Source organism: Alkalibacillus haloalkaliphilus (genome assembly GCF_007991275.1).
Lineage (GTDB): Bacteria > Bacillota > Bacilli > Bacillales > Alkalibacillaceae > Alkalibacillus > Alkalibacillus haloalkaliphilus.
In genome coordinates this window covers 128,088-150,472 of record NZ_BJYA01000013.1, presented here as the reverse complement: position 1 = coordinate 150,472, position 22,385 = coordinate 128,088, and the positions used below count along the sequence as shown (strand labels likewise).

21 protein-coding genes and 1 pseudogene are annotated in these 22,385 nt (G+C 35.8%); 14 read left to right on the top strand and 8 right to left on the bottom strand.

Going from position 1 to position 22,385, the window contains the following annotated elements; genetic code table 11:
- The first annotated feature begins 159 nt into the window (after positions 1-159).
- From thiL to tsaD, 5 genes are read left to right on the top strand one after another with little or no spacing between them, the layout of a single operon-like run.
- Entirely contained in the window at positions 160-1,116 is a 957-nt protein-coding gene (gene thiL / locus AHA02nite_RS10150; protein ID WP_170236058.1) for a thiamine-phosphate kinase, read from the top strand.
- Positions 1,117-1,136: 20 nt separating this feature from the next.
- The gene (gene tsaE / locus AHA02nite_RS10145) at positions 1,137-1,586 is read left to right on the top strand and encodes a tRNA (adenosine(37)-N6)-threonylcarbamoyltransferase complex ATPase subunit type 1 TsaE (protein WP_146816946.1); all 450 of its coding nucleotides are present in this window, start codon (positions 1,137-1,139) and stop codon (positions 1,584-1,586) included.
- A complete protein-coding gene (gene tsaB / locus AHA02nite_RS10140) occupies positions 1,583-2,278 on the top strand; it encodes a tRNA (adenosine(37)-N6)-threonylcarbamoyltransferase complex dimerization subunit type 1 TsaB (protein WP_146816944.1) in 696 nt (231 codons plus the stop codon). The genes tsaE and tsaB overlap by 4 nt, the downstream gene beginning before the upstream one ends.
- A gap of 5 nt (positions 2,279-2,283) precedes the next feature.
- Entirely contained in the window at positions 2,284-2,730 is a 447-nt protein-coding gene (gene rimI, locus AHA02nite_RS10135; RefSeq protein ID WP_170236057.1) for a ribosomal protein S18-alanine N-acetyltransferase, read from the top strand.
- A complete protein-coding gene (gene tsaD / locus AHA02nite_RS10130; RefSeq protein ID WP_146816956.1) occupies positions 2,730-3,737 on the top strand; it encodes a tRNA (adenosine(37)-N6)-threonylcarbamoyltransferase complex transferase subunit TsaD in 1,008 nt (335 codons plus the stop codon). The genes rimI and tsaD overlap by 1 nt, the downstream gene beginning before the upstream one ends.
- 221 nt (positions 3,738-3,958) lie before the next feature.
- On the opposite strand, the gene AHA02nite_RS10125 is transcribed toward tsaD, so the two are convergent.
- Positions 3,959-5,908, bottom strand: a complete 1,950-nt coding sequence (locus AHA02nite_RS10125) for an ABC-F family ATP-binding cassette domain-containing protein (RefSeq protein WP_146816940.1) — start codon at positions 5,906-5,908, stop codon at positions 3,959-3,961.
- Between the two features lie 100 nt (positions 5,909-6,008).
- Here AHA02nite_RS10125 and AHA02nite_RS10120 point away from each other — a divergent pair, with 100 nt between their 5' ends.
- The 3 genes from AHA02nite_RS10120 (at position 6,009) to AHA02nite_RS10110 (ending at position 8,796) form a co-directional block, all read left to right on the top strand.
- Positions 6,009-6,629: a redox-sensing transcriptional repressor Rex gene (locus tag AHA02nite_RS10120; protein WP_146816938.1), complete on the top strand. Its 621-nt coding sequence runs from the start codon at positions 6,009-6,011 to the stop codon at positions 6,627-6,629.
- Positions 6,630-6,729: 100 nt separating this feature from the next.
- Complete coding sequence (locus AHA02nite_RS10115) at positions 6,730-8,130, top strand: DHA2 family efflux MFS transporter permease subunit (protein ID WP_146816937.1); 1,401 nt, start codon at positions 6,730-6,732, stop codon at positions 8,128-8,130.
- 6 nt (positions 8,131-8,136) lie between these two features.
- On the top strand, positions 8,137-8,796 hold the full coding sequence (locus AHA02nite_RS10110; protein WP_146816935.1) for an SOS response-associated peptidase: 660 nt from the start codon (positions 8,137-8,139) through the stop codon (positions 8,794-8,796).
- A gap of 307 nt (positions 8,797-9,103) precedes the next feature.
- Here AHA02nite_RS10110 and AHA02nite_RS10105 read toward each other — a convergent pair whose 3' ends face one another.
- The 5 genes from AHA02nite_RS10105 to AHA02nite_RS10085 all read right to left on the bottom strand — a co-directional run bounded on the left by AHA02nite_RS10105 (position 9,104) and on the right by AHA02nite_RS10085 (position 12,819).
- Positions 9,104-9,469 (bottom strand): hypothetical protein, encoded by a 366-nt coding sequence (locus AHA02nite_RS10105; RefSeq protein ID WP_146816933.1) that lies wholly within the window; start codon positions 9,467-9,469, stop codon positions 9,104-9,106.
- 17 nt (positions 9,470-9,486) lie between these two features.
- Positions 9,487-9,966, bottom strand: a complete 480-nt coding sequence (locus tag AHA02nite_RS10100; RefSeq protein ID WP_146816931.1) for a UPF0158 family protein — start codon at positions 9,964-9,966, stop codon at positions 9,487-9,489.
- Positions 9,967-10,303: 337 nt separating this feature from the next.
- A complete protein-coding gene (locus AHA02nite_RS10095; RefSeq protein ID WP_146816929.1) occupies positions 10,304-11,680 on the bottom strand; it encodes an alanine/glycine:cation symporter family protein in 1,377 nt (458 codons plus the stop codon).
- 224 nt (positions 11,681-11,904) lie between these two features.
- Positions 11,905-12,105 (bottom strand): YdiK family protein, encoded by a 201-nt coding sequence (locus AHA02nite_RS10090; protein ID WP_146816927.1) that lies wholly within the window; start codon positions 12,103-12,105, stop codon positions 11,905-11,907.
- A 3-nt stretch (positions 12,106-12,108) separates the two neighbouring features.
- Complete coding sequence (locus tag AHA02nite_RS10085) at positions 12,109-12,819, bottom strand: CPBP family intramembrane glutamic endopeptidase (RefSeq protein ID WP_146816925.1); 711 nt, start codon at positions 12,817-12,819, stop codon at positions 12,109-12,111.
- Positions 12,820-13,026: 207 nt separating this feature from the next.
- Between AHA02nite_RS10085 and groES the strand changes: the two genes are divergently transcribed.
- Both groES and groL read left to right on the top strand, forming a co-directional pair.
- Positions 13,027-13,311 carry a co-chaperone GroES gene (gene groES, locus AHA02nite_RS10080; protein WP_017187341.1) on the top strand — a complete coding sequence of 95 codons (285 nt, stop codon included), beginning with the start codon at positions 13,027-13,029 and terminating at the stop codon, positions 13,309-13,311.
- A gap of 45 nt (positions 13,312-13,356) precedes the next feature.
- On the top strand, positions 13,357-14,988 hold the full coding sequence (gene groL, locus AHA02nite_RS10075; RefSeq protein ID WP_146816923.1) for a chaperonin GroEL: 1,632 nt from the start codon (positions 13,357-13,359) through the stop codon (positions 14,986-14,988).
- 81 nt (positions 14,989-15,069) lie between these two features.
- Here the strand turns inward: groL and AHA02nite_RS10070 are convergent.
- Positions 15,070-16,123, bottom strand: a pseudogene (locus AHA02nite_RS10070) (site-specific integrase).
- A gap of 427 nt (positions 16,124-16,550) precedes the next feature.
- Here AHA02nite_RS10070 and AHA02nite_RS10065 point away from each other — a divergent pair.
- Positions 16,551-18,452, top strand: a complete 1,902-nt coding sequence (locus AHA02nite_RS10065; protein WP_146816921.1) for an AAA family ATPase — start codon at positions 16,551-16,553, stop codon at positions 18,450-18,452.
- Between the two features lie 419 nt (positions 18,453-18,871).
- Here the strand turns inward: AHA02nite_RS10065 and AHA02nite_RS10060 are convergent, their stop codons facing one another.
- Entirely contained in the window at positions 18,872-19,924 is a 1,053-nt protein-coding gene (locus tag AHA02nite_RS10060; RefSeq protein ID WP_146816919.1) for a toll/interleukin-1 receptor domain-containing protein, read from the bottom strand.
- Between the two features lie 288 nt (positions 19,925-20,212).
- Here AHA02nite_RS10060 and AHA02nite_RS10055 point away from each other — a divergent pair, with 288 nt between their 5' ends.
- From AHA02nite_RS10055 to AHA02nite_RS15145, 3 genes are all read left to right on the top strand, one after another.
- Positions 20,213-20,503: a hypothetical protein gene (locus AHA02nite_RS10055; RefSeq protein ID WP_218025416.1), complete on the top strand. Its 291-nt coding sequence runs from the start codon at positions 20,213-20,215 to the stop codon at positions 20,501-20,503.
- Positions 20,504-20,759: 256 nt separating this feature from the next.
- A complete protein-coding gene (locus tag AHA02nite_RS10050) occupies positions 20,760-21,788 on the top strand; it encodes a hypothetical protein (protein WP_146816915.1) in 1,029 nt (342 codons plus the stop codon).
- A gap of 87 nt (positions 21,789-21,875) precedes the next feature.
- On the top strand, positions 21,876-22,019 hold the full coding sequence (locus AHA02nite_RS15145) for a hypothetical protein (protein WP_170236056.1): 144 nt from the start codon (positions 21,876-21,878) through the stop codon (positions 22,017-22,019).
- Positions 22,020-22,385 lie beyond the last annotated feature (366 nt).

Sequence of the window (22,385 nt, the reverse complement as noted above, 5' to 3'; positions counted from 1 at the left end):
ATTATTTCAGACCATTCAGTACCTTGTGAATACAATTCACAAGGTTTTTTTACATTTATAGAGCGATTTTTACATAGTTAGCTTAAAAGATGATTATTTCCCTTAATGAGCCATCTTTGCTATGATACAGTTATACTGAAGTTATGGAGAGATTCTATAATGAAAGAGACTGATCTAATTAATCAAATAACTCCATCTTTCTACCGTCAAAGTTCTGTTGTTACGGGGATTGGCGATGATGGTGCTGTTATTAAGCCGCCTAATGGCCATGAGCTTGTCATTGTAGCAGATGCCATGATCGAAGATGTTCACTTTTCGTTAAATTATATGAACTTATCAGATGTTGGACACCGCGTTCTAGCTGCTAATGTGAGTGATTTAATCGCTATGGGAAGTAAGCCATTATATTACATAATAACCCTTGGTGTACCAAGTGATTACAATCATAAAGATATTCAATTGTTATATGATGGTCTGAACCAGTTAGCAAAAGTATATAATATGGATCTAATTGGCGGTGACACGACTTCATCAAATAAACTTATGATATCAATTACTGCTTTTGGATCTGTCTTACCGAATAGAAAAAGGTTAAGGTCTCAAGCCGATGCAGGAGATGTCGTATTTGTTACTGGTTATTTAGGAGAATCAGGTTATGGATTACATTTATTAAACGATCAAATAGATGAAGACTATTTCATTAACCGTCATAAACGTCCAGTTCCAAGACAAGATTTTCTCTATGCTTCTGAACCGCTTAGCAGGGTTTGTTTAAATGATATAAGTGATGGAATTTCGACTGAATTAAATGAAATTGCAGAAGCATCTTTAGTAAATATAGAAATCAATTATGAATCTTTGCCTGTCCATGAAGAAATGAAAAAGCTTAATTCAACATTTCTAAAAGAACTCATCTTATCTGCTGGTGAGGACTTTGAATTAGTAGGGACTTGTTCTGTGCAAGAATGGAAACAATTAGAACAGTCTTGTCAAAAGTTGAATATCCCGATTAAATCAATCGGAACGGTAACAAGCTCATCTTCAACTCCCAAGGTTAATTTAATTGAAGGTGACCAAATAACCCTTTTAGACCGTAAAGGGTATGAGCATTCATAATAATTAATAGGTGATTATATATGTACAAGTTCACAACAATAAATGAAAATGAAACACAACGTTTAGCTAAACAAATAGGAGAGAAGTTAATGCCTAATGATGTGTTGACGTTAGACGGTGACTTAGGCGCTGGTAAAACAACTTTTACTAAAGGTTTAGCAGAAGGTTTAGCTGTAAAACGAACGGTAAATAGCCCAACTTATACAATAGTTAAAGAGTATAAAGGCCGTATACCACTTTACCACATGGATGTATACCGTTTAGAAGATAGTGAAGAAGATATCGGCTTTGACGACTACTTTAATGGAGAAGGTGTGACCGTAATAGAGTGGTCACAATATATATTAGAATTTTTACCGGAAGAACGATTACAAATTAATATAGAAAAGATCGATGAGGAGCGACGTGAAATTAAAGTAACTCCTCATAGTGATCATTTAAATGAATTATGCAAGGAGCTCAAACTATGAACGTGTTAGCGATCGATACTTCAAATCAACCAATGAGTGTTGCAATATTGAAAGATAGTCAATTGGCTGCGGAATTGACGGTAAATGTAAAACGTAATCATTCAATTCAACTGATGCCAGCTGTTGATTATATATTTAACCAAGCAAATTTAACGCCGAAAGATTTAAATTTAATAGCTGTTTCAGAAGGACCTGGGTCGTATACGGGTTTAAGAATTGGGATGACGACGGCTAAGACGATGGCATGGACATTAAATATTCCCGTTGTCGCAATATCTAGTTTAGAAATGTTAGCAGCTAATTTAACCTATCATAATAGCTATGTATGTCCATTTTTTGATGCTAGAAGGGGTAATGTCTTCACAGGACTATACCAAGCTCAAAACGGACAAATAGCAAACGTGAAAGATGATCTCAATACATCAATGGAATCTTGGTTAGAACAGCTACAAAATATAGATGAGACCGTTCATTTTATTAGCTCAACTAATCATCAATTTGATGAACTAATAAAAGAGAAACTAGGAGCACAAGCAAATATTATTCAACATTCTATGAATTTACCGCGAGCTAGTATGTTAGCTCATTTAGCGCTAGAACGTGAACCGACACCTGTTCATGCGTTAAAACCTCAATATCATCGAATGGTGGAGGCCGAAGCAAAATGGTTAGAGCAAAATCAAAGCAGGTAGAAAAGATGAACAAAACAATAATTCGCAAAATGGAGTTGACGGATTTAGACGATGTTATGAACGTTGAGCTAGCTTCTTTTCAATCCCCTTGGAAGCGAGAAGACTTTGAATTTGATCTCGTAAAAAATCGCTTTTCGCACTATTTAGTTTTAGAAAAAGATGAACGAGTTATTGCTTATTGTGGTGTTTGGATTGTTATGGAGTCAGCTCAAATAACAAATATTGCGGTTTTACCAGGAGAACGAGGCCATAAATATGGTGAGAAATTGTTTGAGCAAGTGATGAAAATGACGAAACGATTCGATGTAGATGAATTAACATTAGAAGTACGTGAATCAAATGAAGTTGCACAAAAAATGTACGAAAAGTTTGGACTAGAGATTGTTAGTAGACGTGAAAACTACTACCCAGATCAAGAAGATGCTTATGTAATGTGGGTGAAATTATCATGATAGAAAAGAATGAATTGATCTTAGCAATAGAGACAAGTTGTGATGAAACGGCAGCCGCAGTCGTACAAGATGGAACAAAACTGCTTTCAAATGTTGTCGCAACCCAAATGGATATCCACCAAAAGTTTGGTGGCGTAGTACCAGAGGTGGCATCAAGACATCACATCGAACAAATGACTGTCGTATTGGAACAAGCGGTAACAGAAGCTAATGTGACGATGGAAGATATTGATGCTGTTGCTGTAACAGAAGGACCAGGACTCGTTGGTGCGTTACTCGTTGGTGTTAATGCAGCTAAAGCGCTAGCTTATGCACACGGAAAACCTGTCATTGGCGTTCATCATATTGCAGGTCATATATATGCTAACCGATTGGAAAAAGAGTTTGAGTTTCCGTTGTTGTCCTTAGTTGTATCAGGAGGACATACCGAACTTATTTACATGGAAGAACACGGTGAGTATGAGATTATCGGTGAAACACGAGATGATGCAGCAGGCGAAGCGTATGACAAAGTGGCTAAAGCTTTAAGCTTACCTTATCCAGGTGGTCCACAAATCGACCGTTTAGCACAAGAAGGTAAAGATACTTATAACTTCCCAAGATCATACTTAGAAGAAGGTTCATATGATTTTAGTTTCAGCGGTCTAAAAACAGCCGTTATTAACAAGCTTCATCACTTAAGACAAAAGGGTGAAGAGATTGATGTTGAAAATGTCGCAACGTCTTTCCAAGAGAGTGTCATTGATGTGTTAGTCGATAAAACGTATGATGCAGCAAAAGATTACGGCGTTAAACAGTTAATCGTCGCTGGTGGCGTTTCTGCGAATAAAACGTTAAGAGCGAGAATGGAACAGCGTTTTGCAGAAACTGATGTCGAATTAGCGATCCCGCCATTATATCTATGTACAGATAATGCAGCGATGATTGGTGCTGCAGCATCTGTTGAGTATCATAAACAAAATTATGCTTCGCTTAACTTAAATGCTAATCCAGGATTAATGATGTAATTGATTACCCACAACTTATACACAGAGTTGTGGGTATTTTTTATAATATTAAGTGTGACGGTATGTGAACTTGTGCATAATTCTTGTGGACAAAATTGGTTAATCTTGTGGACTTTGTTAATAAGTCTGTGCAAAACTTGGTGTGTTGGGTACTTGTGTAGTGAATAAACTGTACTTATACAGAAAAAAGCACTCGGAATAAATTCCAAGTGCTCCATAACTTAAGAACCAGCCTTAAACGACTCCAATTCTTCTTGCAACGTTTCCCATTCTTCCATCAGTTGTTCTAATGAATCTTGGCTTGTTTTAATCGTATCATTAATTTCTTGAAGACTTGAGTAATCACCGGTTAAATCAGGGTCGTCCATTTTAGCTTCTTGTTCTTCGATGATTTGCTCATGTTGTTGAATCTCTTCTTCAACTTTACTGATTCGACGTTCTACTCTACGGATTTCGCGTTTAACTTGTTTATCTTCTTCAAACTGTTTCTTGTTCGCACTATCTTCTTGGACTTGTTGTTTAGCTTCTTCCATCGCTTTAAGCTCTGCTTCTTCTTGGATTTTTTCGATGTAATAGTCATAATCACCAAGGAACATTCTAATTTCATCTTGTCTCATTTCCATCACTTGTGACGCAATTCGATTAATGAAATAACGGTCGTGTGAAACGAACAAAATCGTACCAGGGAAGTCAGCTAATGCAGCTTCTAGGACCTCTTTACTATCTAGATCAAGGTGGTTGGTTGGCTCGTCCATAATGAGGACGTTTGCTTTTTTAAGCATGAGCTTAGCGAGTAGAATTCGCGCTTTTTCACCACCGCTTAACATGCCGATCGTTTTTAACACATCATCTCCAGTGAAGAGGAAGTTGCCTAAAATCGTGCGTACGTCCTTTTCAGGCATAAGCGGATAATCATCCCACAATTCATTTAAAGCTGTTTTTGATGGATTAAGTGTCGACTGTTCTTGGTCGTAATAACCAAACTCAACATTTGTGCCGACTTGGAGTTCTCCATCAATGAATTCCATACGGTTTAAAATCGCTTTGAGTAAAGTTGTTTTTCCAACACCGTTAGACCCGACAATCGCAATCCGATCACCACGATTAACTCTGAACGTCACATTTTTGAAAATCGGCTCATCCAAAGCACCATACTTCGCTTGAAAATTTTCAACCTTCAACACATCATTACCACTTTTACGTTTAATGTCGAAGGAAAATTTAGCTGAAGCATCGTCTAAGTCAGGATGGTCAATCCGCTCCATCTTTTCTAATTGCTTTCGCTTAGACTTGGCACGGGTACTTGTTGAGTCACGTGCTATGTTACGCTGGACGAAATCTTCCAAACGTTTAATCTCACCTTGTTGTTTTTCATATTGTTTCTTTTGTAGCTCGTAATCTTCGGCTCGTTTCTCTAAGAAGTAACTATAATTCCCGTGATATTTTTTAGAAGATTGAAAAGCGACTTCATAGACGATATTAACTGTTTGATCTAAAAAGTAACGGTCGTGTGATACGATAACGACGGCCCCATCATAATGATTTAGATAGCCTTCTAACCAATTTAACGTTCTAATATCTAAGTGGTTAGTCGGCTCATCTAAAATTAATATGTTCGGCTTAGCTAAAAGCAGTTTACCTAATGCTAAACGCGTCTTCTGACCGCCACTTAAATCAGTAATAGGTGTATTAAGATCAAAGCCACCAAAGTTTAACCCTTGTAAGACAGAATGAATGTCGGCTTCGTATTGAAAGCCACCGATCGATTGAAAGTAGTTTTGCTTTTGGTCATACGTCGTTAGAAGTTGTTCGTATTCTGCTTCGTTTTCAAAAGCGTCAGGATTAGCCATTTGCGTCTCAAGTTCGCGCAACTCTTTTTCTAAGTTAATGACATTTTGATATACTTCTAGCATTTCATCCCAAATCGATTTATCAGAATCCAATCCTGTATGTTGGTCTAAATAGCCGACAGTGACATCTTTAGGTTTAAAAATGTCACCTTCATCATGCTTTAATTGACCAGCCATCACTTGCAAGATCGTTGATTTACCTGCACCATTTCGCCCGACAATCGCAATTCGATCTTGGTGATGTACTTCTATGTTAATTTTCGATAAAATAAGGTCAGCACCAAAATATTTACCGATATCTTTTAATTGCATTACGATCATAGTTTATTCACCTCAATGTGAACTAGTTTATCTTATATTTCTATCATAAAGCAATGTTCCACGTTTTAAAATGGAATTTAAAAAAGGAGAACCTTAAACGATGGAAGAAAATAAAATACCTCAAGCTACAGCAAAGCGATTACCACTTTATTATAGACATTTAAATAATTTGCACCAACAAGGGAAACAACGCGTTTCGTCTAAAGAGCTAAGTGAAGCATTAAAAGTTGATTCAGCAACGATTCGTAAGGACTTCTCGTATTTTGGCGAGTTAGGCCGTAAAGGATATGGTTATGATATTCAACATTTAATTTATTTCTTTAGAAAGACGCTCGATCAAGATGAGATTTCTCGCGTTGCTTTAGTTGGAGTGGGGAATTTAGGAACAGCCTTATTAAATTATAATTTTATAAAAAATAACAATACGAAAATAGAGATTGCATTCGACACAAATGATAAGGTAGACAAGACAATTGGTGGTGTCCCAATCTATAGCGTTGATGACTTAGAGAAAGAGTTAAAACGTACAGAAATTACAGTTGCGATCTTAACTGTACCGATGCAAGCTGCAGATGAGATGACAGAACGGTTAGTTAATGCAGGGATAGAAGGCATTTTGAACTTCACACCTTCACGATTGTCTGTTCCTGATACTGTTAGAGTTCATCATATCGATTTATCAGTCGAACTTCAGTCTTTAATTTATTTCTTGAAAAATTAGAGAGGGTACCCCCCTCTCATTTTTATTTATTATCTTTCATTTATTGTCTAAAAGAAGTACAATAGTTCGTGAGACGAATTAATTAAGGGAGAAAGAATTTATGAGTAAGTTACCAAATAAATGGCTAGTCGTATTATCAGTTCTATTCGGAACGTTTACCGTAATATTAAACAATAGTATGTTAAACCCGGTGTTACCGGAATTTATGCATATATTCGATTCAGATGCCGTAGGAGTAAGCTGGATTTTAACAATATTTATGATCGCTATGGGGATGACGATGCCGTTAACGGGTTACTTAGGTGATCGGTTCGGTAAGAAGACAATTTACATAGTTGGGGTACTGTTATTTACTTTCGCATCAATTCTTGGAGCTATGTCTCAAACGTTAAGTATGATTATTATCGCCCGTGCTATACAAGGTATTGCTGGTGGTCTTATGATGCCAAATGCGATGGCGTTAATCTTTAATGCTTTTCCGAAAAATGAACGTGGCTTCGCAGTTGGAACATATGGTATTTCCGTTATGATTGCGCCAGCTATTGGTCCTACAGTTGGTGGTGTCATTGCAGAAAGCTTTAATTGGATTTTCTTATTCCTCGTCAATTTACCATTTGCATTACTCAGTCTATTTTTCTCAATTAAATATTTAAAGCCTACACCATCAAACCCTAGTATTCGTTTTGATTACATCGGTTTTATAATGGTTACACTTGGAGTAGGTTCAGTCCTTTACGTGTTAGGTCAAGGGCGAGAGTTAGAAGCTTTAGTTAGCTTGAACAATGCGCTTTTATTAGTTGTCGGCATTATTTTAATTATCGTCTTTGTGAAATATGAATTACGAAGAGAACAGCCTTTACTTAACTTACGCGTATTTAAAATAAAAACATATCGTTATTCGATCTTTGTAACGTCAGCTTCTTCTATTGGACTGTTTTCAGGGTTATTTTTAATCCCGTATATGATCCAAGAAGCATTTGAACTCGGCATGATTGCAACTGGCTTAATTTTTCTACCGAGTGCTTTAGTTAGTGGTTTGTTTATGAATATAGGTGGTAAGCTGCTTGATAAGAAAGGGCCGAGAGTTGTTATTCCAACTGGATTGGCTATTCTTTCAGGGGCAAGCTTAGCATTTGGATTTATCGAGCTAACGACTGCTTTTTGGGTGATTGTTGTGATCTACATTGTGCACGGTGCAGGTTTAGGTTTTGGTAACATGCCAGCAACAACAGCTGGAATGAACAAAATTCCTGAACATTTAGTGGCTCAAGGTTCAGCAATGAATAACTTAATTAGACAGTTTGCATCTTCATTAGGAATCGTCTTTTTCTCAGTTTATTATGAGTTAAGAAGAGGCCATATGATTTTGCTTGATGAATACACCGTTCAAGAAGCGACATTACAAGCGATTAATGAAGCCTTTATTATAGCAGCAGTTATTATTGCATTAGCTATTCCTGCAGCATTTAAGATGAAGGGTGTTGAGGACGAAGAGGAGTGATCAGTAGTGTGTGGTCGTTTTACTTTAACAGTAGGAGAGCGTTTCTTAAAACAACATTTTAATGTCGACAATGTTGACTGGGATCCGAGTTATAATATTGCTCCAACTCAAGATGTGTTAGCTGTTGTACATGATGGATCTAGTAATAGATTAGGGAAGATGAGCTGGGGTTTGATCCCATCGTGGGCAAAAGATGAAAGCATGCGCTCGAAAATGATTAACGCAAGATTAGAGACAGCCGATGAAAAGCCGAGCTTTAAAAGGTTAATGACGAAGCGGCGTTGCTTAATTTTAGCTGATAGTTTTTATGAGTGGGTGAAAGTTGACGGAGAGAAGAAGCCTGTTCGAATTTACCCACCAGATCATGACTATTTTGCCTTCGCTGGACTATGGGATAGGTGGCAAAACTCTGCAGGTGAGAAAATCGTTACATGCACCATTTTAACAAAGGAAGCAAATGACACAATTGAACCAATCCATCACCGTATGCCTGTCATCTTGCCGAGAGAGTACGAACAAGATTGGATCGACTTCGAAGCAAAAGAGCCAAGTGAGATGAAAGAATGGGTAAATGATGTATCAGATATCCCACTCGACTACTATGAAGTAAGCACTTATGTGAACAGTCCGAGGAATAATGATGAGACGTGTATTGAGAAAGTCTGATATTCTCAGCTGAGCGCTGATAAAAAGTTGTGAGCGCCGATAAACTGGATCCGAGCGCTGATAAAATATCGTGAGCGCTGATAAAGTGGGTCTGAACGCTGATAAATTGGTTCCGAGCGCTGATAAAAACTCGTGAACGCCGATAAAATATCGCGAGCGCCAATAAATTTTCGTGAACGCCAAAAGTATAGCCCGAGCGCCAAATTAATCTCGTGAGTCAAAAGTAAGTGAGAACAAATTTTCTTGTTATATCTAGAAGCCCTCCATCTGATCTACTTTATTAGCAATCAAGAAGGAGGGTTCAATTTTATTTAGGTTTGACCCCCACATAATGGGTGGAATATACTTCTTCAATATATGCATTCCCTTTTTTCGAGAATTGAAGAGTTTTCTTAGGTCCTTTTCCCCAAGATTTATAGATTGTCATAGAAGGTTTTAAGTTTTGCTCCTTCGCAAATTTTTGTAACGTTTTTAGAGTATGATTGATTTTGGATAAATTACCTACAGTAACGCTTTCAATATTAGGTATCTTTTTTAATCGCCAGTCATTCACTTGTTTTGGTGTGACTCGGTCCATTTTGATTAATAGATCGATTGGACTGATGTATCCTTTTTCCTGAATTAGCACTTTCCCATGTCGATATACGTTTTGTTCAATTTTTTCTTTACTCATAAAAAACACTCATTTCTCTAGTCTTCATACTCTAAATCATGGTTGTTACAAAGTTCAATTGCAATCTCTTTGTAGCGTTCGTCTCGAAAGTTGAACCACTCTTGGTCTAAGCCTAACTTGATTAGTTTATCTTTAAATCTTCTAAATGCTCCTCTTCCTCTTATGGCTTGCAATAGATCAGATTGAACTTGTGAATTGTCAAAGTTATAACAAAAATCTTCCATCATCTTATACTCATTAATATCAAATTTTGATGGCAACTCTATGTATTGGTTTTCATTATCCAAGATTTCGTGAGCTAGTTTCAACTCCTCTTGTTGCCAGTCAGGTAACTTATTATCAAAGGGTTCTGTATCTTCTGCTACGTTAAAAATTTCATTTGTTATACTGACTATTTCACCAGATTTTATATTTATAAAATCAATATGATAATCAGTTTGAGTATCCATTGCCTCTACTAAATCACGAAGTTTAACTTTTGATGTCACGTTGATCATCCCTCTTTTACTAATATACGGATTATTGTAGCACTAGGACGTGGTTGTGTCATTATGTGAAGGCGGAATCTAACCGTTGTAAATACTTGGGTTATCTAGTGAGCGCCAAAATAATTCCACGAACGCCAAAAAGTATAGCCCGAGTGCCAAAATAATCTCGTGAGCGCCAGAAAGTACAGCCCGAGCGCCAAATTAATTCCACGAGCGCCAGAAAGTACAGCCCGAGCGCCAAATTAATTCCACGAACGCCAAAACCCTACCCACAAACACAAACAAACCCAACAAAAAAGGTGACTCGGAATAAATCCGAAGTCACCTTCTTATATGAGGTAAAGCGTTAAGACTCAGTTGGTGGAGAACCGGCCTTTTCTGCTGCTTCTTCCTCTTTTCTAACTTTAATAAATTTCCGAGTCTCATTAACTACTACACCTGATAGTAGGAGTAATCCAATTAAGTTAGGTACAGCCATTAAGCCGTTCATAACGTCAGCGAATGACCATACAACATCTAATTGAACAATTGCACCTACGAAGATGAATAGAATGAACACTACTCTGTATCCTGTTAAACCACGGTGTTTCGTTAAGTAACCGAAACATTTTTCTCCGTAGTATGACCAACCTAGGATCGTAGAGAAAGCAAAGAATACTAGACCAATTGAGACGATCATTGAACCAGTTGGTCCTAAGAAGAATTCAAATGATTGTGATGTTAAGCTTGCACCTTCTTCACCAGCTAAGTACATGTCAGCCATTACGATCGTAACACCTGTAATTGTACAAACGACGATTGTATCAATAAACACCTGTGTCATGGATACTAACGCTTGTCGACCAGGGTAATCTGTTCGAGCAGCAGCTGCAGCAATAGGAGCAGAACCTAAACCAGCTTCGTTTGAGAATACGCCTCGAGCAACACCCCAACGGATTACAGCACCAATGGCACCACCTGCAACGGCTTCACCTGTAAATGCGTCCGTAAAGATGAATGCGATCGCTTGGCCAGCCATCTCTAAGTTTGTAAATAAGATGACTAAACCACCAATGACATAAAATAATGCCATAAACGGTACGATATAAGCCGTAACTTTACCGATACTCTTAATACCACCAAGAATAACTAAACCAGCAAGCAAAGCAAGTACAACACCTGTTGCGACTACAGGCACACTGAACGTATCATCTAATACGTCTGATACTGAGTTCGACTGAACCATGTTACCAATACCGAAAGCTGCAATGGCGCCGAAGATTGCGAACAATACAGCAAGCCATTTCATCTTAAGACCTTTTTCGATATAGTACATCGGTCCACCAGCCATTTTACCGCTTGGCTCTTTAACACGGTACTTAACAGCTAGAATTGCCTCGGCATACTTGGTTGCCATACCGAATAGGGCCGAGATCCACATCCAAAAGACAGCACCTGGACCACCAAGTACAACGGCTGTTGCAACACCAGCGATGTTACCAGTACCAATAGTCGCCGCTAATGCGGTCGTCAATGCTTGGAAGTGAGAAATGTCACCTTCAGATTTTTTGTCTTGTCTTTTTGGACTAAAAGATAGTTTCAAAGCATAAGGTAGAGTTTTAAATTGCAAAAAGCTTAGTCTAATTGTTAAGAATATACCAGTACCAACTAGTAAAATTAACAACCATGGTCCCCAGACTATATCACCTATAGTCCCTAACCAATCAATCACAGTCTCTTGCATCGTATTCCTCCCTTGTAAAAATTTGTCCTCCCTTTGTTAATAATAATGGAATTTTGTAGATAAAACAAGATTATTTCAGAAAATTATGATATTTGAAAAAGTGGAGGCTTGTTTAATGATTATTCAGTTTAACTATTTGATATGCTAGATAAAAATAGATTATTTAGTAAAAAAGTTCTAAGCCATAAAAAAAACCACAACGCCATACGTTGCGGGTTCAATATTTATTGATCTTTTTTGTTTTTCATAGCACTATGGACACCGAACAATCTAAAGGCAACGACAAAATCAATCGTCGCAATCAGTGCGAAAATAATCGTTGCGAAGTTCCAAACCGTCTCATCAGCGTACTGTATACCAATGTATACGAACAAAGCGCCCATGATCAGATAAACCCATGCTAAAAACAGTGGTGAAAGTTTCATACATTATCCTCCAAAGAAAATCATCATTGCGTTCTCAAATTCTTCTAGTTGTCTTTCTAATTCATCAATATCTACATTCATTTGAATTAATACAACAATCGCGTTCATCGCCATATGTGCGATGATCGGCACAATAATACGTTTAGTTTTGACATATAGGTAAGCAAAGGCAAACCCCATAGCAGTATAAGTCAAAATGAACGTAAAGTCCATATGAACCGCTGCGAAAATTAATGCCGAAATTATACCGGCAATGATAAAGTTCGTGCGTTTATATAATTCACCGAAAATAATTTTACGGAAAATAATCTCTTCTAATATTGGTGCAAAAACAATCGGCAATATAATAAACCAAATGTTTGCATCGATAATTTCCATAATACTTTGCGTGTTCTCAGAACCACCATCAATACCTAACACATATATGTTAATCATGTTAGCAACGATCTGTACTGCATAAGCTAAAAACACACCTATAATAGACCACTTCACAATTTCTCCTGTTGTCGGTCCACTTCTCATATTCACTTCTGCCATGTCTTGTCTTAATAGATATAAAATCCATAATGTTGCAATGGCCATGCTACCTAAAGTCCAGTAAACCATGTCATCAATCGATGGACTTTCAGGATAATGGATATTAACTAAAATAATCCCTGGTAGTAGTTGTGCAATAATGTAAACAATCAGTATTCCCCAATATCTTCTCGGCACTATAATCGTCCCTTTCTAATATGTCTGCTATAACCATTGTAGTATCTAAAAGCTATTCTATACTAAATAAATAGAGGAAACAAAAATTTTGTGGTTTTTACTTGCAAAAAATTTCGTGATTATTTATTATAATAATTGGAATTAGCACTCACCGATGTTAAGTGCTAATAATCATCTTCAACATATAAATCAGAGGAGGTTTTGATTATGTTAAAACCACTAGGAGATCGCGTAATTGTAGAAGTTGTAGAACAAGAGGAAACGACTTCAAGCGGAATCGTACTACCTGATTCTGCAAAGGAAAAGCCACAAGAAGGTAAAGTCATTGCTGTAGGCTCAGGCCGCGTAACAGACAATGGTGATAAAGTGGCTTTAGAAGTAAGTGAAGGCGATACAGTCGTTTATTCTAAGTTCGCTGGAACAGAAGTTGAGAAAGATGGTAAAGAATACTTAGTATTACGCGAAAACGATATTTTAGCAGTTGTACAGTAATAATTTTGTTATTAGAGATTAAAACATTCGAGGAGGGTATTGATCATGGCTAAAGAGATCAAATTTAGTGAAGACGCACGTCGTTCTATGCTAAGAGGTGTTGATGCTCTAGCAGACGCAGTAAAAGTAACATTAGGACCAAAAGGACGTAACGTTGTTCTAGATAAGAAGTTCGGTTCACCACTTATTACAAACGATGGTGTAACAATCGCAAAAGAAATTGACCTTGAAGACCATTTTGAAAATATGGGTGCACAATTAGTATCAGAAGTTGCTTCTAAGACGAACGAAATTGCTGGTGACGGTACGACGACGGCAACAGTACTAGCGCAAGCAATGATTCGTGAAGGTCTTAAGAACGTCACTTCAGGTGCAAACCCAGTAGGAATCCGTCGCGGTATTGAAAAAGCGACAGAAGTAGCAACTGAAGAATTACGAACAATCTCAAACCCAATCGAAGGAAGAGAATCAATCTCTCAAGTTGCTTCAATCTCTTCAGCTGATGAAGAAGTTGGTTCTTTAATCGCTGAAGCAATGGAGCGCGTTGGTAACGACGGAGTTATTACAATTGAGGAATCTAAAGGCTTCAACACAGAGTTAGAAGTTGTAGAAGGTATGCAATTTGACCGTGGTTACGCTTCTCCATACATGGTGACTGACCAAGACAAGATGGAAGCGGAATTAGAAGACCCTTACATCCTAATTACAGATAAGAAGATTTCTAACATTCAAGAGGTTCTTCCTGTATTAGAACAAGTTGTACAACAAAGCAAGCCAGTATTAATTATTGCTGATGATGTTGAAGGTGAAGCACTTGCAACATTAGTTGTGAATAAGCTTCGCGGAACGTTCAATGCAGTAGCAGTTAAGGCTCCTGGTTTCGGTGATCGTCGTAAAGCAATGCTAGAAGATATTGCGACATTAACTGGTGCAGAAGTGATCACTGAAGACTTAGGCTTAGACCTTAAGAGCGCTACAATTGACCAATTAGGTCGTGCATCTAAAGTTGTTGTAACGAAAGAAAACACAACAGTAGTAGAAGGAGCAGGCGACCCAGAAAAGCTATCAGGTCGTGTAAACCAACTACGTGCACAGTTAGAAGAATCAACTTCTGACTTCGATAAAGAAAAACTACAAGAGCGCCTAGCGAAATTAGCTGGCGGTGTAGCAGTGATCAAAGTTGGTGCAGCTACAGAAACAGAAATGAAAGAGAAAAAGCTACGTATCGAAGACGCATTAAACTCAACACGCGCAGCTGTTGAAGAAGGTATTGTTGCTGGTGGTGGTACAGCACTAGTAAACATCTACAGCAAAGTAGCTGAACTACAATTAGAAGGCGACGAAGCAACAGGTGCAAGCATCGTACTTCGCGCAATGGAAGAGCCAGTACGTCAGATCGCACACAACGCAGGCCTTGAAGGTTCAATCATCGTTGAACGTCTAAAAGGTGAAGAAGTTGGCACTGGATTCAACGCAGCAACTGGCGAGTGGGTAAACATGGTTGAAAACGGCATCGTTGACCCAACAAAAGTTACGCGTTCAGCACTACAAAACGCAGCATCCGTTGCAGCAATGTTCCTAACAACTGAAGCGGTTGTAGCAGATCACCCAGACGAAAAAGAAGGTGGAGCACCTGACATGGGAGCAATGGGCGGCGGTATGCCGGGCATGATGTAATAAGCATCTCTAACCCTTGATATATAAGGATTTTAGAAATGAAATTAGTAAAATGCTAACATTTTGCTAACATTGAGGATATTATTTTAGGCTTCTCATTAATTGACCAAATTTTTGAGAAGCCTCTTTTTTCATATCTTTTGTAACATGTAGATATATATTTTTGGTTGTTTGATCATCAGAATGGCCTAATCTTTCCATGATAATTTCTAAACTAACTCTTGCTTCGGCAAGTAATGATGTATGGGTATGTCTTAGAGAATGAGGTGTTAGAGCTTCATTAAGCCCTGATAATTTTAATAAACGTTTCATTCTAGTTTCAACAACCTTGACTAATATTGGATAGCCAGGGTGACGTTCTTTCTTCGCAAATATAAAGCCTTCATCATGGTAGGAATCACGGTATCTCATTTTAACCTTATTCTGTATTTTTAGATGTTTTTTTAAGTTGCTAATAACTTCTTCATCAACACTAATTATACGTTTCGACATAAGGGTTTTTGGGGGAACTAATTGGTATTTAAGAGTATTATTTTTAGGGTTGTAATAGGTTTTTGTAATACTTATAGTGTGATTATTAAAATCTATATCCTTCCATTTGAGTGCGACTAATTCGCCAACACGTATTCCAGTATAAGAAAGTGTTAAGAACATTAAGTAATCTAAATCTAAGCCTTTATTTTCAGCTGTTTTTATAAAAAGGTTTAATTCTTCTTTCTCTAAGTAATTAGGTAGTTCAGTGCTTTCTAAGTCTTGAACTGTTTTCTTTGTTCTCCTTAAGTAAGCAAACTCAGTTGGGTCCCTTTTAATTTTCTCCATTTCAATTGCTTTTCTAAATATCATTTTGCCGGTACGGTGAACACCTTTTAAAGTGTTATCAGCATAGCCATTCTCTAGCAAAGTCTTTAAATAGCTCCTCAGATTCTTTGATGAAAGTCCTCGTCCTGATCTCATGTATTATTGCTGCTAACGCAACTTCTGCTTCTTGTTTTGTTTTAAATCCACCTTTTGACTTTTGTTTTCTTTTCCCTGTTTTAGGATCAGTTCCAATATCAATTACATAGGTATAATTTGCACCACATGTACATTTTCTTTTCTTGCAGGTGCACCCTCGTCTGTAGACATGCCCTTTCATTTGATTTAACACCTCTTGAGCATCGTTTTTCATTGCATTATTCCCACTATAAAAAAAATAATACATTAACAAACCACTTGTAATTTATTTCAATAAGAATCATGGTGTAATATTTAAGGTAATATTAGTAGTTAGGTTAATATAAGATAGAGGACTTTGAATTGAATTAACAGGGAGTAATACGATATGAAATCATTACTCTAAATGCATAGTAAACGTATACTGCGCAATAAATACCTTCTTTTAAGAAAGAATGTACTTAAATTTAATAGTTTTATATACAAGTGATAGAATTCCACAATTAGGCTGGATTGCTAACCAATTATATAGATATGAAGCATATGTAAAGGCACTTTTTGTCGGCAAAGTTTCGAATATATTTAAACAATGATATAATTGGTTAAAAATGGTAAGGAGGAGATTTGTTATGAGGTTACATTCGTTATCAATTGAAGGATTTAGACGACACTATAACACTAGGGTAAGGTGTTCTGATGCAACTTTTTTAATAGGTACAAATAATGTTGGGAAAAGTTCTATATTAAAGGCTATTGAGTATTTGTTAAGCGATAAACAAAAAATGCCAAGTGAGGACTTCTACAGTATTTGGAATGATAGCGAAGAAAATGAACAAATATGTAGTGAGGTAGTAATAACAGGTGAGTTTAGAAATGTTCCTAAAGAAGCTTTTCAATGGAAAGGGTTTAATAGACAACGTATTTTTGAATATGAAGCAAATGGGTACCAAGAAGACACTGGATTGAGTATCTTTTATAGAAAAACTTTTAAACCTGATCAGAAATATAAAGTAGAAATGAAACAATTCCAAAGTGTAAAAAAAGATATTTTCAACGATTGTAAAAAGATTCAGGATTACATAGAAAATGGGTTAAGTGTGGAGGTGATTAGAGAATTATTTCCGTCAAAAGAACTTAATCAAAATATGACAGCTAGTATGGAGAAAGAACTTGAGGCTTTTGGTAATGAGGAACTATTTGACATTAACCATGATGTGGTAGAATGGTTTGAAAATCCAGGGGGAATTGCAGGGAATGTTTCACATAGACTTCCTAAATTCTTGTTAATATCTGATAAATCTAAGGGTGAAGAACTATCAGCTAATAATGGGGCTTTAATGCAAACTCTTAAACACCTTTTTGAGGATGTTAGAGATGAGTCAGAAAATTTTCGACAAGCTCAACACTATTTAAACGAACTAGCTAAAGAATTAGATCCTAATGATGAAAATAGCGAATTTGCTAATTTATTAACAGATTTAAATAGAGTAGTTGGAGATGTTTTCCCCGAAACTGCCTTCTCAGCTAACGCTAATTTGTCAAATGCTGATCAGGTTATAACTCCTAACTTTGATGTGCAATTAGGGAGTAATATTAATACTTCTGTTGATTATCAAGGAGCAGGAGTTATTCGTTCTGCGGTTTTCGCTATGCTTAGGTACCGAAGTATTAGGGAAAATCAAAGAAAGGGGCGGTTACGTGAATATATTAGACCGCTACTAATAGCATTTGAAGAACCTGAAATATATCTACATCCTCAAGCGGCCAAGCAAATGAGAGATACAATTTATGATTTATCACTGGAGGCTAACAATCAAATTATTTGTACTACTCATTCTCCTTACATGATAGATTTAAGTAAGAAAGCAAATCAAGTTCTCAATTCCTTTTTTATAGAAAAATCATTTATTGAGCAAGCTGGTACCACTAAGAATTTAGAGATGGTTATATGTAATCCTTTTAATGTGAGTGACGCTTTTCGGAAACTATTGGATGATGACAAATCATATATAAAAATGCTACTTAAAATTGATGACGATATAAGTAAAGTATTCTTTACGAAAAATGTTTTAATAATTGAAGGAGATACGGAAGAAGTTGTTGTTCGGGAATCTTTAACGAGGATGCCAGAAGAGTTGTATAAAGAATTTTCTTACAATTGGGAAGTAGTTAGAGCGAGGGGAAAAGCAACGATTATTTCATTAGTTAAATATTTAAGGGCTTTAGGATTAACACCTTTTGTGATTCATGACCGGGATAAGGGGGAAGAGAAAGCCTTCTCCTTCAATAAACCAATTCTGGATGCTGTCGGTGAAGAATCTAAAGTGATTGTTCTAAGGGAATGTATGGAAGATCTTCTTGGCTATTCTGCTCCCAGTAGCAATAAGCCATATAGTGCTTTCAAATTCATTAATGAGAATTGGGGTGATACTTGGGAGGAGGTAAATCCGGAATGGAAATCTATAATAGAAAGCTTAATTTCTAGTGATTTTATTTATGATCAAGTAGCAGCAACTGTAGAGAATGATTAATAGGAAACGATAGTTGTTATAATAAAACAGGATTATAAGTAAATGAATTTCCACAATAGGGCGCTGCAAAAACAGAATCAATAGCTGAACAGTATAATGATACTGGTAATAGAATAAATATTAAAGAGACGATTACATTCAAAGTGACCGTCTTTTCGCATTTGACAAATACTGCGTAACACAGACTTTTAAAGTTTGTCATCTTTTGGTTAAAAGGCATTAAAATAAGCAGTAGCATGTTGAAGAAGTAATTTATATTTTTATGGTAAAGTTGCATATGGAAAGTTGGGGTATTTTGATAAAAAACAATAAGAATACATCAAGTATTAAGTAAATGGTAACGATAAATGGCCTTAAAAAGCTCAAGAAATTTTTTCAAAAACACCAAACGACTCTTTTAAAGAGTCGTTTGATGTTTTTTACTCCATTTGTATTTCTACATCAAAAAGCGTCTCCCATACTCTTTTTGAAGAAAAGTCTAAGTTCATTTCGTACTTATTTTCAAATATTTCATATAGTGTTACTGAACCATCTTTTATAAAATCATTAAAGGTATTTAGTCCTTGCAGAAGGTTGCTGATAACAAATTCGTCATAGTCCGGAAAAACTTCAAATTCACCTTCATCAACAACTAAAAATTTGTCTGCTTGCAGTTCAATTACAGTTGACCAATTATCCTTTGGCCAAAAACCAAAATCCGAAACAAAAAATTTGTCGTGGTACATTGCTGAAATCACCATGGGGTGTACTTTAGCAATTTGAGTCTTAATGTCATTAATGTATTCCTTAAATTGTTCCCACTCATCATTTCCAGTTGACTTTAGTTCTGCTACCTCATCTTGGTTCTTTAAAGATTCTAATGATGAAATATATTCTTTAAGTTCGCGAATTGTTTTATCTTGATTTGCATTGTTTTCAATCATTTGGTCAATTTCTTTTTTTAGCTTTCCATGTTCATCGACTGAAATAAATTTATCTTCTTCAAATTGACATAACTCTTCATAATCTCTAATGAAACTTCTTGCTTTTGCAGTTACAGTTGAACCAAGGTAATCTTCTATTACGCCATACTGTTTAAATTCATCTGCCAATTGCATTAAATCATCTTCTTCACGTATTTTTAAATATTGAGTTAATCCCTTTAAAGGTGTAGTTTCTAAGCTACTTCCATTCACCGGATTAATTAAAATGGGATAGATATTTTCTTCCAAAACCCACGCTGCTCCTAATTCGCTTAAGCAGAAGTCACTCTTTAAATAGTTCGGGGTTACAAAAAAAACTACAAGTTTAGTATCTTTTATATTCTCTCTTATTGAAACTATAAAATTTTTACCTGTAGTAATTGTTCCTCTTTGAGAAGTATAATAAATATCAGAAGAAGTCATATCGAAACCAGTTTGTAAAAATTCTACAAATCTATCTACTAATTTTTTATCCGCACTTGCATGACTTAAGAAAACTTTATTCCCCATACCCTAGCCAATCTCCTTTTATAATCTATTCACATAATTTTACTATAATATATTTTAAGCATGGATAAAAGAGGAAGTTATAGGCCGAGCGTTTAATGAGGTTAATAAATAAAAGTGGTACAGGGTGGAATGTACTAATAGGGGGGGCAATAGTAGGACAAGAGATTATATCATACGGTCTGAACAATGTTCGAAAAAACATTGGATGAACATTGATTGACCTCCATTCAGTAAATTAAATTAAAGAAGAGCATATTTGCTCTATGGGATTCAAAAGAGTACGATAGATTGATAAGTGATATATATAGCATTGAAATGTCAATTGATGATTATGAGAGAAATGAGGATTTTTATTTAGAAACAAGAGGCGTAAGCGAACAAGAATATAATGAGAGATTAACAAATCTTTATGTTGAACACGAAATCTTAGAAAGAGAGTTATTACTATTAGACACTAGGCAGCAAGTGATCCCTCTAGATTGGAGCGGTTTTTTTCTATATGGTACACCAATTCTAATTATTGCCTACTTAGTTGTTAGAATAAGGCAAGATAAAGACTCAAAGGTTAAGTACTCCTAGCGTATGTTCCTCCTGCCTTGGCAAGTTAGTATGGTAATTATGTAGTTACATAGTAGACTAATATTGCACAAAAACTGTTAACTAATTTCCAGAAAAAAGAACAATAATTCGTGATACTCTGCTATAATTTTTGTTAAGAGTACAGTTATATTAAAGAGGAAATTTCATTGAATATAAAGAATAATTCATTTTAAAGTTTAAAGCAAAGTCTAGCGCTTACTAGTAAAAATTTAATGGAAAAAGCAGGAGTGTTTTTTTGAAAGCAGAATATAAATTCTATGAAGAGTTCGATGAATATAAAGCAATAAAAAGAAGGTATCAAGTAGATACTTCAACTTATTCTTTGAAAAAACTCGATCTAATGCGCTTATCATGGCAAGTAGGGCTATCTAAGGATAGCAAACAGACTTATCCACTCGAATTAAGAGAATGGAAGATGTCCTTTATTGAAGCTTTTATAGAGGAAGATATCACTAATAATATATTGAAATTTAAAAACTTGGACAAACTAGAGACCACTGAAAAAGGAGCAGTTGCATATTTTCTCGGAATGGTTTTTACATATGCATATATGTACAAAAATTGCAATTTAAAACATTTACTTCATTTAAACAATGAAGAAATAATAGTAGGGAGAGTAAATGAGAGTTCACCTGATTTATGGGGATATGTAGACAAAAACCAATCATACTTAGTTGAGGCCAAAGGATCACTAATTAATGCTGAGCGATTTGAAAAATTTGAGGACCTTAAAAATGCTTATACGCAATTAAAGCCCGTTTACGGTATAAAATTAAATTATGAACAGAGACAGAAAAACGGGTTAGTAAAAATTAAGAGCTGGAATTTTTCTTTCAAAAAATTAAAAAAGATGATTATTGGGACTCATCCAAATAAAGACTTCAATGTTAGACATGAAGCAATTGACCCTACTTCAGGAGATAAAACACTTATAGAAATTGATGGAGATAAAGCTATACATAATTATTACTCTAATATCATGACCTTTTTAGTTCAAAATAAAGATTTTGCTCAAATTGAACGTGTACAAGGAATGGAGTTTTTAGTTATTTATAGTACAAGATTTCCATATAGAATTGGTTTATTTAAAAGTTTATATGATATTTTAGAGAACAAATTTCATTTTAGATCATCCCCTGATCTTTCAGGTTTATTTAAAGAGATTAATAAGAGACTTGAAGGTCTCGACCCAAATTCTTTTGAGAATGATGATAATATTTCACTGGGTAATGACGGAATCATTTTCATGAATAAAATAGAATAACAAAACAAACTCACCAGTACATTGTAGAATAATGGGATTAGGAGAAACAAAGAAGTAGATATTAGTTATTAATGTGGGGAGAGTATAATGGCAGATTTAATCACGATTATCTTTGGTGGTATTTTGAATGCATTAATATTAACACGAATAGCAAAGTTTATTCTGAAGAAGAGATACGATTTACATAAGACAGCATATTACACATTTTTTTCGTGTCCATTATCTATGTAGTACTAGGGGTGGCATCAGGAAACTTTATTATTATTGTAAATATCCTTGCTGCTTTACTTTTATTGTTTTACGACCTTTATAAGGAAAAAAACAAACCAAACGAACCAGCTCAACAATTTCTATACTGAGAAATACCTTGAATTCTTCTCATTTATTATAGGTTATGTTCTTATCGGCGTTGTGGTTTTAAATCATCGGTTACGAATGAAACCCCTAAGCAATTCTTTAAGGTTCTTCTTTGGTATTCTAAGACTATTATCCATGAAATATTTGAGGACTATGAAAAGCTTAGCGACGAAATTAAGAAGGAGATACCTATTAAAAGGGTCAGGATGTTCGATAGTGAAGTAGAATAAAAATACACAT

What these genes read in the sequence shown, in the direction of transcription:
- thiL (WP_170236058.1), top strand. Translation starts at nt 160, where the DNA reads ATGAAAGAGACTGATCTAATTAATCAAATAACTCCATCTTTCTACCGT.
- rimI (WP_170236057.1), top strand. Translation starts at nt 2,284, where the DNA reads ATGAACAAAACAATAATTCGCAAAATGGAGTTGACGGATTTAGACGAT.
- tsaB (WP_146816944.1), top strand. Translation starts at nt 1,583, where the DNA reads ATGAACGTGTTAGCGATCGATACTTCAAATCAACCAATGAGTGTTGCA.
- AHA02nite_RS10105 (WP_146816933.1), bottom strand. Translation starts at nt 9,469, where the DNA reads ATGAGTAAAGAAAAAATTGAACAAAACGTATATCGACATGGGAAAGTG.
- AHA02nite_RS10095 (WP_146816929.1), bottom strand. Translation starts at nt 11,680, where the DNA reads ATGCAAGAGACTGTGATTGATTGGTTAGGGACTATAGGTGATATAGTC.
- groL (WP_146816923.1), top strand. Translation starts at nt 13,357, where the DNA reads ATGGCTAAAGAGATCAAATTTAGTGAAGACGCACGTCGTTCTATGCTA.
- groES (WP_017187341.1), top strand. Translation starts at nt 13,027, where the DNA reads ATGTTAAAACCACTAGGAGATCGCGTAATTGTAGAAGTTGTAGAACAA.
- AHA02nite_RS15145 (WP_170236056.1), top strand. Translation starts at nt 21,876, where the DNA reads ATGGCAGATTTAATCACGATTATCTTTGGTGGTATTTTGAATGCATTA.
- AHA02nite_RS10090 (WP_146816927.1), bottom strand. Translation starts at nt 12,105, where the DNA reads ATGAAACTTTCACCACTGTTTTTAGCATGGGTTTATCTGATCATGGGC.
- AHA02nite_RS10120 (WP_146816938.1), top strand. Translation starts at nt 6,009, where the DNA reads ATGGAAGAAAATAAAATACCTCAAGCTACAGCAAAGCGATTACCACTT.
- AHA02nite_RS10060 (WP_146816919.1), bottom strand. Translation starts at nt 19,924, where the DNA reads ATGGGGAATAAAGTTTTCTTAAGTCATGCAAGTGCGGATAAAAAATTA.
- tsaE (WP_146816946.1), top strand. Translation starts at nt 1,137, where the DNA reads ATGTACAAGTTCACAACAATAAATGAAAATGAAACACAACGTTTAGCT.
- AHA02nite_RS10115 (WP_146816937.1), top strand. Translation starts at nt 6,730, where the DNA reads ATGAGTAAGTTACCAAATAAATGGCTAGTCGTATTATCAGTTCTATTC.
- AHA02nite_RS10065 (WP_146816921.1), top strand. Translation starts at nt 16,551, where the DNA reads ATGAGGTTACATTCGTTATCAATTGAAGGATTTAGACGACACTATAAC.
- AHA02nite_RS10125 (WP_146816940.1), bottom strand. Translation starts at nt 5,908, where the DNA reads ATGATCGTAATGCAATTAAAAGATATCGGTAAATATTTTGGTGCTGAC.
- AHA02nite_RS10100 (WP_146816931.1), bottom strand. Translation starts at nt 9,966, where the DNA reads ATGATCAACGTGACATCAAAAGTTAAACTTCGTGATTTAGTAGAGGCA.